Origin of the sequence: Parahaliea aestuarii (assembly GCF_008064635.1) — a bacterium.
GTDB lineage: Bacteria > Pseudomonadota > Gammaproteobacteria > Pseudomonadales > Halieaceae > Parahaliea > Parahaliea aestuarii.
In genome coordinates this window covers 196,216-209,669 of record NZ_VRYZ01000007.1, presented here as the reverse complement: position 1 = coordinate 209,669, position 13,454 = coordinate 196,216, and the positions used below count along the sequence as shown (strand labels likewise).

Sequence of the window (13,454 nt, the reverse complement as noted above, 5' to 3'; positions counted from 1 at the left end):
AGGAAAACACTATGACAGCAGTCTTCAAAACCAGCATCGCAGACGGCATCGCCGAGATGATTCTCGACAAGCCGCCGGTGAATGCCTTCGACAGCGCAGGCTGGATGGCGGTGGCCGCGGAGATCGACGCCCTGGGCGCCAACGATGCCGTGCGCGTGATCCTGATCGCCGCCGAAGGCAAGGGCTTCTGCGCCGGCGTGGATATCAAGGAGCTTGCCGCCCACCCGGAACGCATCGTGGCGGTGAACAAGGGCAACTACGAGACCTTCCGCGCCATCCACCGCAACCCCAAGCCGGTGATTATCGCCCTGCACGGATTTGTGCTGGGCGGTGGTATCGGCATGGCAGGCGCGGCGGACATCCTGGTGGCCTCTGACTGCGCCCGTTTCGGGGTACCGGAGATCGACCGCGGAGCCATGGGCGGCGGCGCCCACCTGCAGCGCATGTTCCCGGTGCAGAAAGTGCGCTACATGTACTTCACCGGTGAATTTATCGACGCCGCCGAAGCCTACCGCCTGGGCGCCGTGGAAAAGGTCGTGCCGAAGGAGCAGCTGCGCGACACCGCCCGGGAAATCGCGGCGAAAATCGCCGGGAAATCACCGGCCATGGTCAAGCTGGCCAAGGAAGCACTGACCGGCATCGAGGACGGCAACCTGGAGGACAAGTACCGCTGGGAGCAGGGCTTCACCCTGGAGGCCTACACCGTGGGTGACTCCCAGGAGTCCCGGGACGCCTTTGTCGAAAAACGTGACGCGAAGTTTTAAGGCCAGACGATGAACCTGAACTACACCGACAAACAAAACGCCTTCCGTGAGGAAGTGCGTAGCTGGCTGGCCGAACACGTACCGGCCGAGCCGCTCAAGACCTTCGATACCGAGGAGGGCTTCCAGCAGCACCGCGAGTGGGAGGCCACTCTCAATAAGGGCCGCTGGGGCATGGTCACCTGGCCCGAAGCACTCGGCGGCCGCGGCTGCGACCTGATCGAGTGGTTGATCTTCGAGGAAGAATACTACCGCGCCCGCGCGCCCCTGCGGGTGAACCAGAACGGCATCTTCCTGCTCGGCCCGACGCTGATGGAATACGGCACCGACGAGCAGAAGGCGCGCATCCTGCCGAAGATGGCCAACGGCGAGGAAGTGTGGGCCCAGGGCTGGTCCGAGCCTAACGCTGGCTCCGACATGGCGGCGATTCGCTCCACCGCCCGCAAAGAGGGCGACAAGTACATCATCAACGGCCAGAAAACCTGGTCCACCCGCGCGGTGTGGGCGGACTGGCTGTTCGGCATGTTCCGCACCGACCCGGACTCCGAGCGTCACCGCGGGCTGACCTTTATCCTGGTGCCGCTCAACACGCCCGGCATCACCGTGCGTCCAATCCCGCAGCTCGACGGCCTGCCCGGCTTCGCCGAAATCTTCTTCGACAATGTGGAAGTGGACGTGAGCAATCGACTCGGCGACGAGGGCGCCGGCTGGAGCGTGGCCATGGCCACCGCCGGTTTCGAGCGCGGCCTGATGCTGCGCTCCCCGGCCCGTTTCCAGGAGACCGCGCGCCGCCTGGTGGAACTGTACAAAGCCAACCAGGAAAAAGCTGACCGCGACCCGGCCGTGCGCGATGCGGTGATGCGCGCCTGGATGGACGCCGAGAGCTACTGCCTGACCACCTACGAAACCGCCTGCCGACTGGTACAGGGCGGCAAGATCGGCGCCGAGTCATCCACCAACAAGATTTTCTGGTCCGAACTCGACCAGAACATGCACGCCACCGCCATGAGCATCCTCGGTGCCCGCGCCGAACTGCTCCCCCACGCGCCCGACGCCGGTGACGTGGGCACCTGGCTGGATGGCTGGCTGTTCGCCCAGTCGGGGCCGATTTATGCGGGTACCAACGAAATTCAACGCAATATCATCGCTGAGCGCATGCTCGGTATGCCCAGGTAGTACCAATGCGCTATTCACCGCGGCTCTTCGTCAGCTCCCTGCTCGGTCGGTTGCGTATGTTCGTATACGCGCTTTCCCTGCGCGGGGTGCTTCCTCGATCTGCGGCGAATATCACAGCACTCGGATTTGGTAGTAGATAGAGAATTTGAAGATGGATTTTACCTTTAGCGAAGACCAGCTCCTGTTCCGCGATTCCGTGCGGGATTTCCTGGTCAACGAAGTGACGCCCGAGCGTATCCGCGGCATCTGGGAAAGCGACAGCGGCCGCGACGACGGCCTGTGGCAGCAACTGGCCGAGATGGGCCTGACCGGTATCACCGTAGCAGAAGAGCACGGCGGGCTGGGCATGAACGAGCTCGACTTCGTTCTGCTCGCTCAGGAATGCGGCTACGTGGCCCTGCCAGAGCCACTGGTCAACACCGCCCTGGTGGCGGTGCCGGTTATCAGCCAGCTGGGTGGCGAAGTCGCAGCGCAGTGGCTGCCGCAGATTGCTGCGGGAGAGACCCGGGTGGCGGTGGGCTGTCGCGAAAATGGCCTGGCGGAGGACGCCGCCCAGTCCGGCCTGCTGTTGTGGGCCGAGCCGGAGGCGCTTTATCTGCTTACGCCGGAGCAATTCAGCGCGCGTTTCAACGAATCCGTCGATCCCTCGCGCCGTCTTTACGCTGTCGACATCGCCGATGGCGTGGCGCCGGTAGCGAGTGGCGAGCAGGCCGCCGCGCTGTACCGGGCAGTTCTCGATCGTGGCGCCCTCGGTGCCGCCGCCCAGGCGCTGGGCCTGGCCCAGCGCATGATCGATATTTCCGTGCAATACACCGGCGAACGCCAGCAGTTCGGCAAGGTGATCGGCAGCTTCCAGGCGGTGAAGCACCATATGGCCAACGTTGCGGTACGCCTGGAATACGCCAAAGCGCCGGTGACGCGGGCCGCCTATGCCCTGGCCCACGCCGAGCCGGCAGAGGTCGCTGTATCCCACGCCAAACTGGTGGCCTGCGAGGCGGCAAACCTGGCTGCGAAGAACAGCATCCAGGTACACGGTGCCATGGGTTATACCTGGGAAGTGGACCTGCACATCTTCATGAAGAAGGCCTGGGCCATGGCCGGCACCTTTGGCGACACCGGTTTCCACAAGCAGCGGGTGGCGGAGTTCATCTTTGCCGATAGTGTTGCCCTGGGTGCCGGTACCACCTTCGGCTGAATGATTGGAGTTGCCCCTGCGCAGGCAGGGGCCCATTTTCCGCCCGCTGTACTGAGACAGTGAGAGCGATAGAGGAGAGCAAGACCATGCCAGAAGCCTACATAGTCGATGCCGTGCGCACCCCCACCGGCCGCCGCCGCGGCAGCCTGGCCGACGTGCACGCCGCCGATCTCGGCGCACACGTACTGAAAGTGCTGGCGGAACGCAACGGCATTCCCGACAACGAGTATGACGACGTCATCTTCGGCTGCGTCGACACCATTGGCCCGCTGGCGGGTGACATCGCCCGCACCTGCTGGCTGGCGGCGGGCCTGTCTGACGAAGTGCCCGGCACCACCGTCGACCGCCAGTGCGGCTCCTCCCAGCAGGCCGTGCACTTTGCCGCCCAGGCAGTGATGGCCGGCATCAACGACGTGGTCGTGGCCGGTGGCGTGCAGACCATGACCAGTATTCCCATCTCCTCCGCCATGCTGGCCGCCGAGCCCCTGGGTTTCAAGGATCCCTTCTCTGGCAGCCAGGGCTGGGTCGCGCGCTACGGCGATACCCCTGTCTCCCAGTTCAACTCCGCGCAGATGATCGCGGATAAGTGGAATTGCAGCCGGGAAGAGATGGAGGCGTTCGCCCTCGAATCCCACACCCGCGCCCTGCGCGCCATCGAGGAGGGTCGCTTCAATCGTGAAATCGCGCCCCTCAATGGCCTCGACATGGACGAGACCCCGCGCCAGACGTCGATGGCGAAAATGGCCGAACTCGAGCCCCTGGCCGCGGGCGGCACTATCACCGCCGCCGTTTCCAGCCAGACCTGCGACGCTGCCTCTGCCATGCTGATCGTCTCCGAGGCGGCGCTGAAGCGCTACAACCTGACGCCTCGCGCCCGCATCCACCACATGAGCGTGCGCGGCGCCGACCCGATCTGGATGCTGACCGCACCGATCCCGGCGACGGCGTACGCTCTGAAGAAGGCGCGTATGAAGCTTTCGGATATCGATCTGGCGGAGGTGAACGAGGCCTTTGCCTCGGTGCCGATGGCGTGGATGAAGGAAACGGGTTTCCCGCACGAGAAGATGAATGTGAACGGCGGCGCGATTGCGCTGGGTCATCCGCTGGGTGCGACGGGTACGAAGTTGATGACGACGCTGCTGCATGAACTGGAGCGTACGGGTGGGCGTTATGGCTTGCAGACGATGTGTGAGGGTGGTGGTCAGGCGAATGTCACTATCCTTGAGCGGCTGTAGTTTTCAGGCTCGACGGTCTGGCTTATCGGGTAGGTACTCCGTCGCGCGGCGAATCACCGGGGAGGGGCCTTCTGGGACACGCCGTGAACCCGCACCCGATAAAGCGGGGGTGGGCTCTCCATGGGGGCTTCACTGCGACATGCCCGAAAAGAGGGGCAGGCTCTCCATGTCGCAGAGAGTCCCTTCAGGCCCCTCCCCGGCGCTTCACCTCTGGTGGAGTGAGCTAGATGTTTGTGCCGAAGGTAGCGAAGACGGTGAACATTAAGACTGATGTTGGATCTCTTGCCGCACGAGTTTGAAGATTACTCTGCAGGTAGCGTAGGTGGTGGGGCAGGGCTTTCCCGGACCCTATGAGGCATGGATGCCGAATAGGAGCGTACATGGACGTATTTACAGCGTGTCCGGGAAAGCCCTGCCTCGCCGCCGGCGCGGAAATCTAACGACACAACCAGAAAGAATGCGAACCAAACAAAGGAACAAAAGACAATGAGCGGAATCTGCGAAGGACGAGTAGTGATCATCACCGGTGCCGGTGGTGGTCTCGGAGCGGCGCACGCCAAAGTGCTGGCCAAAGAGGGCGCCAAAGTCATCGTCAACGATATCAACCAGGAGGCGGCCGCCAAAGTCGTTGAAGAGATCAAAGCCGCCGGCGGTGAAGCTGCGGTGAACACCTCCGACATCACTAACTACGACGACAGCCTGAACGTCGTCAAACAGGCTATCGACACCTTCGGCGGCCTGCACGCCGTCGTCAACAACGCCGGCGTCAACCGCGACCGCATGTTCGCCAGCATGACCGAGCAGGAGTGGGACACCATCATGGCCGTCCACCTCAAGGGCCACTTCTGCATCAGCTCCCACGCCGTGCACTACTGGCGCGGGCAGTCCAAAGAAGGTCAGGCAGTGGACGCGCGCATCATCAACACCACCTCCGGTGCCGGCCTGCAGGGTTCCATTGGCCAGTCCAACTATGCCGCCGCCAAAGCCGGCATCGCGGCGCTGACCCTGAACCAGGCGGCGGAACTGGCGCGCTACGGCATTACCGCCAACGCTATCGCCCCATCCGCCCGTACCGGCATGACCAGCGCAGTGCCGGAAATGGCCCAGCGCATGGCGCCGCCGGAAGATGGCAGCTTCGACCACTTCGCGCCGGAGAATGTGTCGGTACTGGTGGCCTTCCTGGCCTCGGCGGAATCCGCCGCCGTCACCGGTCGCGTGTTTGAATCCGAGGGCGGGCGCATCTGCATCTGCGACGGCTGGCGCACCACCGAAGGCCTGGACAAGAAGGGCCAGTGGCAGCCGTCTGAACTGAAAGATGCAGTGGCCAGGCTGATCGAAACCGAAGTACCTGCACAAAAGGTCTGGGGTACCTGATATGGAATTTGCCTTCACCGAAGAGCAACAGATGATCCGCGACACAGCGGCGGATTTTCTGGCCGAGGTGTCCACCAGTGAAGCGGTGCGTGCGGCGATGAACACGGAAGCGGGCTACGACGCCGCGCTGTGGGATCGCGTGTGCCAGGAGATGTTCTGGCAGGCGATCCACATTCCCGAGGAGCACGGCGGCATGGGCCTGGGCTATGTGGAACTGGTGGCCATGCTGGAACAGATGGGCCGCTACCTGTTTTGCTCGCCCTTCTTTTCCACGGTGTGCCTGGGTGTGAACGCCCTGCGCATCGCCGGCAATGAGGCGCAGCAGGCGCAGTACCTGCCGGAGATTGTGGCGGGTAAGACGGCGACCCTGGCCTATGCCTCGGCCAATGGCGGCTGGGACAGCGATGCCATTACCGCCACCTGCACCGCAGAGGGGGCGGGGTATCGCCTGGACGGCACCTACCGCTATGTCAGTGACGGCCATACGGCGGACATCCTGATCGTGGCGGCGCGCAAGTCGGGCAGTGCAGGTGACGACGGAGTCAGTTTGTTTGTGCTGGATGCGGATACCGTCGGTGTCAGCCGGAAGTGGCTGCCGACCATGGACCAGACCCGCAAGCAGGCGGAGGTCGTGCTGAACGGTGTTGTGGTGGGTGCCGAGGCCCTCATGGGCGAGGCCGGCAAGGCCTGGCCACAGTTGCAGCAAGTGCTGGACCTCGCACGTGTCGCCATCGCCGCTGACCAGGTGGGCGGCGCCCAGCAGTCGCTGGACATCACCGTCGACTATCTGCAGGAACGCGTGCAGTTCGGTCGTGTGATCGCGTCCTACCAGGCGGTGAAGCACAAGGCCGCCGACATGATGGTGAAGGTGGAAGCGGGGCGTTCGGCCCTGTACTACGCCGCCTGTGTTGCTGACGAAGCGCTCAGTGGCGGTGCGCTTGGCGCTGAACTGGCGGAAGCGGCCAGCGTGGCCAAGGCGTGGTGCTCTGAGGCCTACTTTTTCAATGCCGGCTGCGGTATCCAGCTTTTTGGCGGGGTAGGTTTCACCGCGGAATACGACATCCAGCTGTACTTTAAGCGCGCCAAGTCCACCGAGACCTTTCTCGGTGACGCCGCCTACCACCGGGAGCGGCTGGCACAACAGATACTCGACGGGGAGGCCGCGGCATGAAACTGAGCTTCAGCCCGGAAGACGAGCAGTTCCGCGAGGAGGTCGCGCAGTGGCTGGCGGACAACCTCTGCGGTGAATTCGAGGAAGTGCGCCATCGGGGCGGCCCCGGCGACGAGCATCACATGGTGGCCGAGCGCAAGGCCTGGGAGCGCAAGCTCGCCGAGGGCGGCTGGACCTGTATTGGCTGGCCCAAGGAGTACGGCGGTCGCGGCGCCAGCATCGAGCAGCAGGTGATCTTCAACGAGGAGTACGCCCGCGCCGGCGGTCCCGGCCGCATCGGTCACATCGGTGAAACCCTGGCCGGCCCGACCATCATTGCCTTCGGCAGTGAAGAGCAGAAGCAGAAATACCTGCCCGGCATCCTGCGCGGCGAGGTGTTCTGGTGTCAGGGCTATTCCGAGCCCAGCGCCGGCTCCGACCTGGCCAACGTCAAAACCCGGGCGGAATTTGACGAGGCCAGCGGCAAGTGGCGCATCAACGGCCAGAAAGTGTGGACCTCGCTGGCCCACGAATCCGAGTACTGCTTTGTGATTGCGCGCACTGATCCACAATCAGTGGCCCACAAGGGGCTGGGCTTTTTCCTGGTGACCATGGACCAGCCCGGTGTGACCGTGCGGCCGATCGAGCAGCTCACCGGAACCTCCGAGTTCAATGAGGTATTCTTCGACGACGCCGTTTGCGACGACACCGATATCGTCGGCGCTCCCGGTGACGGCTGGAAGGTCGCCATGGGCCTGCTCGGCTTCGAGCGCGGCGTGTCCACCCTCGGCCAGCAGATGCTGTTCCAGAACGAGTTCGACGCCATCGTCAAGCTGGCGAAGGAAAACGGCGCCGCCAAAAACCCCGCGCTGCGCCAGCGTATCGCCGATGCCCATGTCGGCCTGAAGATCCTGCGCTACAACAGCATGCGCATGCTCTCCGGTGGCGAGGATGGCAGCCTGCAGAAAGAGGCGATGATCTACAAACTGTACTGGGCCACCTGGCACCGCAACCTCGGCAAACTCGCCATGGACGTCCTGGGCCAGGAGAGCGAGATCCTGGACGAGGCGCCCTACGAACTGAACCGGCTGCAGTCCATGTACCTGTTCACCCGCTCCGACACCATCTACGGCGGCACCAACCAGATCCAGCGCAATATCATTGCAGAGCGCGCCCTCGGCATGCCGAGAGAACCGCGAGGATAAAGAGAGACATCACTATGGCACTGAAAGAACCACCACCCTACGTCAAGGGCCACAACCTGCTGGCAGGCAAGTCCGTCCTCATCACCGCCGCCGCCGGTGCCGGTATCGGCTTTGCCGCCGCCACCCGCGCCGCGGAAGAAGGCGCCCGGGCCGTGATGATCAGCGATATCCACGAGGGTCGCCTGGAAAAAGCCGTCGCCACCCTGAAAGAACAGACCGGCCTGGACGCCGTCTACGGCAAAGTCGCCAACGTCACTGTGGAAGACGACGTACAGGCGCTGATCGACGAAGCCGAAGCGTCCATGGGCGGCGTCGACGTGCTGATCAACAACGCCGGCCTCGGTGGCACCAAACTGCTGGTGGACATGGAAGACGACGAGTGGAGCCGCGTGCTCGACATCACCCTCACCGGCACCATGCGCATGACCCGCGCCATGCTGAAAAAAATGCAGCCCCGCGGCGCCGGTGTTATCGTCAACAACGCCTCCGTCCTCGGCTGGCGCGCCCAGAAAGAACAGTGTCACTACGCCGCCGCCAAGGCCGGCGTGATGGCCCTCACCCGCTGCTCGGCACTGGAAGCCGCCGATCACGGCGTGCGTATCAACGCCGTCTCACCCTCCATCGCCTTTCACGAGTTCCTGAAGAAAACCACGCCGATGGAGTTGCTGGAGGAACTGGCGTCGAAAGAGGCCTTCGGTCGCGCGGCGGAGGTGTGGGAAGTGGCCAATGTGATGATGTTCCTGGCGTCGGACTACTCGGGCTACATGACCGGCGAGATCGTATCCTGTTCGAGTCAGCGGGCGTAGCAGAGTTTTTGTCCCGATCGACCAGCGCTTCAAGCGGGCGCGGGGGTAGGCAGTGGAGTGGGGAGGGCTGGAGCAAACCGTCGCTCGCATGGATGCGAGCGAAGAGCCTCCATGGACGGATTCACGGCGAGTTTGCGCAAGCCCTCCCCGCTTCGCTGCCGGCACGACCTTCCCTTTGGTTATTGAGGTTGGGAATTTTTCACAAACTGAAACGTAATCACCTGAGAAACAGAGGTTTCCAATGAGAGAAGCAGTCATCGTCAGCACCGCTCGCACCCCGATCGGCAAAGCCTTCCGGGGCGCATTCAACGACACCGAAGCCCCCGCCATGGGCGGCCACGTCGTGCGTGAGGCCGTGGCGCGTGCCGGCATCGACCCCGCCATGGTCGACGACGTCATCATGGGCGCAGCCGCCCAGCAGGGCACCCAGGCCTATAACCTCGGCCGCCTGTGCGGCATCGCCGGCGGCCTGCCCGATACCACCTCTGGCATGACCATGGATCGCCAGTGCTCATCCGGCCTGATGACCATCGCCACCGCCGCCAAGGGCATCATCTGTAACGAATACGACATCGCCGTGGCAGGCGGCCTGGAATCCATCTCGCTGGTGCAGACCAAGCACAAGAACAGCTACCGTAACGTCTCCAAAACCGTGCTGGATATCTCGCCCAAGGCCTACATCCAGATGATCGAGACCGCCGAGGTAGTGAGCGAGCGCTACGGCATCTCCCGCGATGCGCAGGACGAATACTCCCTGCAGAGCCAGTTGCGCACCGCCAGAGCTCAGGAAGCGGGCGCATTTGACGACGAAATCGTCCCCATGACCACCACCAAGGCGGTGTTCAATAAAGAAACGAAGGAAACCAGCTACGAGACCGTGACCCTGGAGAAGGACGAGGGCAACCGCCCCTCCACCACCCTGGAAGGCCTGCAGAGCCTGGAGCCGGTGTTCAAGGACGGGCAGTTCGTCAAGCAGGGGCAGTTCATCACCGCCGGTAACGCCTCGCAGCTTTCCGACGGCGCCTCCGCCTGTGTGGTGATGGACAGCAAACTGGCCGAGCGCCAGGGCCTTGAGCCCCTGGGCATCTACCGCGGCCTGGCGGTGGCCGGCTGCGCCCCGGAAGAAATGGGCATCGGCCCGGTGTTCGCCGTGCCCAAACTGCTGCAGCGCCACAATTTGACTGTGGATGATATCGGCCTGTGGGAACTGAACGAGGCCTTTGCCTGTCAGGTACTGTACTGCCGCGACCAACTCGGCATCGACAACGACAGACTGAACGTAAACGGCGGCGCCATCGCCATCGGGCACCCCTTCGGCATGAGTGGCGCGCGGATGGTGGGCCACGCCCTGATCGAGGGCAAGCGGCGCGGCGTGCGCTATGTGGTCATTACCATGTGCATTGGCGGCGGCATGGGCGCGGCGGGGCTGTTCGAGGTCGCCTGAGCCTGAATGCCCCGGGTTCCCGCTGGCGCGGGGGCCCGTGCTTGCATGCTACAATGGCGCCGTTTGCAGGCCCGGCGGCTGACCGCCGGGCTTTCACTATAAATGTAACGACGGCGTGTAATGAGCAAGATCGGCGAACTGCTGGTACAGCAGGGCAAAATATCCGAGCGCGATGTGGAGCGCACCCTGCTGGCCCAGAACGAGATGGGCGGTCTTTTTGGCCAGGTGCTGGTCAAGCTGGGCCTGGTGTCGGATCTGGACGTGGCCCAGGCGCTGTCGACCCAGCTCGATATCCCCCTGCGCTCAGCCGCGGATTACCCGGCCGAGGTCATTCGCCTGGACGGCGTATCCCAGGACTTTCTGTTCAGCAATGCGGTGGTGCCCGTTGCGGCCACGGACGATGTGGTGACCTTTGCCGCCACGGTGCCGCAGGACCCCTTTATCGCCAAGGCGCTATCCATGGCCATGGACAGGCCCGCCGCGGTCGAACTGGGCCTGGAGTCGGATATCAACAAGGCTCTGGAGCGCTACCTGGAGGCCGCTGAAGAGGGCGAGGAAGACGGGCTGTCAGACCAGTTTTCCGGCCAGAGCGACGACGAGTTTATCGAGCACCTGCGCGATCTCGCCAGCGAGGCTCCGGTCATCCGCCTGGTCAACCAGATTATTCATCGCGCCGTGGATATGGGCGCCTCGGATATTCATATCGAGCCGTTTGAAGACGGCCTGCACCTGCGCTACCGGGTGGACGGCGTGCTGCAGGACTCGCCGGAAGCGCCGGCACCCAGCCTGGCGCCGGCCATCGCCTCGCGCATCAAATTGCTGTCGCATATGAATATCGCCGAGCGGCGACTGCCCCAGGACGGGCGCATCATGACGCGGGTCAAGGGGCATGAATTGGACCTCCGGGTTTCCACCATTCCCACCGTGCACGGCGAGAGCATTGTCATGCGGGTGCTTGATCGCGGCAGTATCCGCCTCAGCCTGACCGACATGGGGTTCTCCGACGATACTCTGGCGCGCTACCAGACCCTGATCAACCGCCCCCACGGCGTCCTGTTGATGACCGGCCCGACCGGTTCCGGTAAAACCACCACACTGTACGCCTCGCTGGCCTCCCTGGACTCCGAGAAGCTCAAGATCATCACCGTGGAAGACCCGGTGGAATACCAGTTGCAGGGAGTGAACCAGATCCAGGTGCAGTCCCAGATCGAGCTCAGTTTTGCACGCGCGCTGCGCGCCATCCTGCGCCAGGACCCCGACATCATCATGATCGGTGAGATGCGCGATACCGAGACCGCCCAGATCGGCGTGCAGTCTGCCCTCACCGGTCACCTGGTGCTGTCCACCCTGCATACCAACACCGCGGCCAGCGCCATCACCCGGCTGGAGGACATGGGGGTGGAGCGCTTCCTGATTACGTCGTCGGTGAACGGGGTACTGGCCCAGCGCCTGGTGCGCACCCTGTGCAAGCACTGCAAGCAGGAGGTGGCGCTGGAGCCGGAGACAATACGGCGCTACGGCTTGCAGCCCTTCCTCAGAGAGGGCCAGACCACCATCTTCCAGGCGCGCGGCTGCGAGCAGTGCCTCGACAGCGGCTATGCCGGGCGCTCCGCCATTCACGAGCTGTTCATCCTGGATGAGGCCATGCACCGGGTCATCATGTCGGGCGCCGATGCGACGCTGCTGCACGCCGCAGCGCGCAAGCAGGGCATGATCACGCTGTACGAGGATGGCCTGCGCAAGGTCGTCGCGGGTAAAACCTCGCTGGAAGAGGTGATGCGCGTGACCCAGGACCAGACCGAGTCGGAGGATGAAGCCATCGCCTCCGCTGCCCAGCGGGCAGAAGTCGACGCACCGGCCGCCTGAGTCCATGCCGCATTTTGTGTACAAGGCGATCGGCCGCGACGGCAAGGCCACCGAGGGTGGCATTGAGGCGGAAGGGCTGGAACTGGCATCGCGGCAGCTGCGCAACCAGGGGCTGACACTGCTGAAGCTGGAGCCGGGTCTGGCTGCGGCCAATGGCCCGGCCAGGAAAGGCAAGGGGCCAGGGCGGCAGGAAGTGCTGTCGATGACCACCGAGCTTGCGGTGCTGCTGCGCGCCGGCCTGCCCCTCGACCGGGCGCTGAAGGTGCTGATTGACATGGCCGCCGAGCCGTCCATGAATGCGATGCTCAGCGACCTGTTAAGTGCGGTAAAGGGCGGCAAGTCGCTGAGCCAGGCTCTGGCCGCCCACGAGGAAATTTTCGGCTCCTTCTATATCAACATGGTGCGCTCGGGCGAAGCCAGCGGCCACCTTTCCGCGGTGCTGGATCGCCTGGTGGAATATCTGGAGAACGCCAAGGCGAACCGCGATAGCGCCGTTTCAGCCCTGATCTATCCCTGCATTCTCCTGGTGGTTTCGGTGCTCTCGGTGATTGTCATGCTGGGCTTCGTGGTACCCCAGTTCGAGAGCCTGTTCGAAGATATGGGCGATGCCCTGCCGGCGCTGACGCGCATGGTGATTGCCGGTGCCGATTTCATCAAAACCTGGGGTTGGCTACTGGCCCTGGCGGCCGTGGCGGCCTTTTTCTATTTGCGCAACTGGTTGCGCAGCGCCGCCGGTCGCAAAAGCCTCCACCGGCACATGCTGAAGGCCCCGCTGGTAGGCAGGATCGTATTCGAATTTGAAATGTCCAAGTTTGCCCGCACGGTGGGCACACTGGTCGGCAATGGCGTGTCGCTGCTGAAAGCCATCTCCATCGCCATTGATACGGTAGACAATACGCTGCTGAAAGACGCGCTGCAGGTACTGCCGCCAGCGGTCAAGGCCGGCAAGCGGATGTCTGTGGCGCTGGAAGAAACCGGCATGTTTACCCCGATGGTGATTCAGATGACCCGGGTCGGAGAGGAATCCGGCAGCCTGGATAAAATGATGCTGGAGCTGGCAAAAGTCTTCGACGACCACGTCCAGTCAGGCGTCAAGCGCGGCCTTACCCTGCTGGAGCCGGTGCTGATTCTGACGATGGGCGCCATCATTGCGGTGATTATCATCTCCATATTGATGGGTATCCTGTCGGTCAATGATCTGGCGGCCTGATGTGAAGGGGCGTAGCCGTGCAGGCAGTAACC

General features: G+C 63.5%; 11 protein-coding genes. All 11 read left to right on the top strand.

Features of this window, described 5'->3' with window-relative positions; all coding sequences use genetic code 11:
* Positions 1-11: 11 nt before the first annotated feature.
* Positions 12-764, top strand: a complete 753-nt coding sequence (locus FVW59_RS15910; protein WP_148065346.1) for an enoyl-CoA hydratase family protein — start codon at positions 12-14, stop codon at positions 762-764.
* Between the two features lie 9 nt (positions 765-773).
* Positions 774-1,937 (top strand): acyl-CoA dehydrogenase family protein, encoded by a 1,164-nt coding sequence (locus FVW59_RS15905; protein WP_148065345.1) that lies wholly within the window; start codon positions 774-776, stop codon positions 1,935-1,937.
* A gap of 151 nt (positions 1,938-2,088) precedes the next feature.
* Positions 2,089-3,132 (top strand): acyl-CoA dehydrogenase family protein, encoded by a 1,044-nt coding sequence (locus FVW59_RS15900; protein ID WP_148065344.1) that lies wholly within the window; start codon positions 2,089-2,091, stop codon positions 3,130-3,132.
* A gap of 86 nt (positions 3,133-3,218) precedes the next feature.
* On the top strand, positions 3,219-4,367 hold the full coding sequence (locus FVW59_RS15895; RefSeq protein ID WP_148065343.1) for an acetyl-CoA C-acetyltransferase: 1,149 nt from the start codon (positions 3,219-3,221) through the stop codon (positions 4,365-4,367).
* Positions 4,368-4,853: 486 nt separating this feature from the next.
* Positions 4,854-5,741, top strand: a complete 888-nt coding sequence (locus FVW59_RS15890) for an SDR family oxidoreductase (RefSeq protein WP_148065342.1) — start codon at positions 4,854-4,856, stop codon at positions 5,739-5,741.
* Between the two features lies 1 nt (position 5,742).
* Positions 5,743-6,912, top strand: a complete 1,170-nt coding sequence (locus tag FVW59_RS15885) for an acyl-CoA dehydrogenase family protein (RefSeq protein WP_148065341.1) — start codon at positions 5,743-5,745, stop codon at positions 6,910-6,912.
* On the top strand, positions 6,909-8,096 hold the full coding sequence (locus FVW59_RS15880; protein ID WP_148065340.1) for an acyl-CoA dehydrogenase family protein: 1,188 nt from the start codon (positions 6,909-6,911) through the stop codon (positions 8,094-8,096). Before FVW59_RS15885 ends, FVW59_RS15880 begins: the two co-directional genes overlap by 4 nt.
* Positions 8,097-8,110: 14 nt before the next feature.
* Positions 8,111-8,902 (top strand): SDR family oxidoreductase, encoded by a 792-nt coding sequence (locus FVW59_RS15875; protein WP_222711539.1) that lies wholly within the window; start codon positions 8,111-8,113, stop codon positions 8,900-8,902.
* 241 nt (positions 8,903-9,143) lie between these two features.
* Entirely contained in the window at positions 9,144-10,346 is a 1,203-nt protein-coding gene (locus FVW59_RS15870; RefSeq protein WP_148065339.1) for an acetyl-CoA C-acyltransferase, read from the top strand.
* 120 nt (positions 10,347-10,466) lie between these two features.
* A complete protein-coding gene (locus tag FVW59_RS15865) occupies positions 10,467-12,212 on the top strand; it encodes a GspE/PulE family protein (RefSeq protein WP_148065338.1) in 1,746 nt (581 codons plus the stop codon).
* 4 nt (positions 12,213-12,216) lie between these two features.
* Complete coding sequence (locus tag FVW59_RS15860) at positions 12,217-13,422, top strand: type II secretion system F family protein (RefSeq protein WP_148065423.1); 1,206 nt, start codon at positions 12,217-12,219, stop codon at positions 13,420-13,422.
* Positions 13,423-13,454: the final 32 nt, after the last annotated feature.

What these genes read in the sequence shown, in the direction of transcription:
- FVW59_RS15910 (WP_148065346.1), top strand. Translation starts at nt 12, where the DNA reads ATGACAGCAGTCTTCAAAACCAGCATCGCAGACGGCATCGCCGAGATG.
- FVW59_RS15905 (WP_148065345.1), top strand. Translation starts at nt 774, where the DNA reads ATGAACCTGAACTACACCGACAAACAAAACGCCTTCCGTGAGGAAGTG.
- FVW59_RS15900 (WP_148065344.1), top strand. Translation starts at nt 2,089, where the DNA reads ATGGATTTTACCTTTAGCGAAGACCAGCTCCTGTTCCGCGATTCCGTG.
- FVW59_RS15895 (WP_148065343.1), top strand. Translation starts at nt 3,219, where the DNA reads ATGCCAGAAGCCTACATAGTCGATGCCGTGCGCACCCCCACCGGCCGC.
- FVW59_RS15890 (WP_148065342.1), top strand. Translation starts at nt 4,854, where the DNA reads ATGAGCGGAATCTGCGAAGGACGAGTAGTGATCATCACCGGTGCCGGT.
- FVW59_RS15885 (WP_148065341.1), top strand. Translation starts at nt 5,743, where the DNA reads ATGGAATTTGCCTTCACCGAAGAGCAACAGATGATCCGCGACACAGCG.
- FVW59_RS15880 (WP_148065340.1), top strand. Translation starts at nt 6,909, where the DNA reads ATGAAACTGAGCTTCAGCCCGGAAGACGAGCAGTTCCGCGAGGAGGTC.
- FVW59_RS15875 (WP_222711539.1), top strand. Translation starts at nt 8,111, where the DNA reads ATGGCACTGAAAGAACCACCACCCTACGTCAAGGGCCACAACCTGCTG.
- FVW59_RS15870 (WP_148065339.1), top strand. Translation starts at nt 9,144, where the DNA reads ATGAGAGAAGCAGTCATCGTCAGCACCGCTCGCACCCCGATCGGCAAA.
- FVW59_RS15865 (WP_148065338.1), top strand. Translation starts at nt 10,467, where the DNA reads ATGAGCAAGATCGGCGAACTGCTGGTACAGCAGGGCAAAATATCCGAG.
- FVW59_RS15860 (WP_148065423.1), top strand. Translation starts at nt 12,217, where the DNA reads ATGCCGCATTTTGTGTACAAGGCGATCGGCCGCGACGGCAAGGCCACC.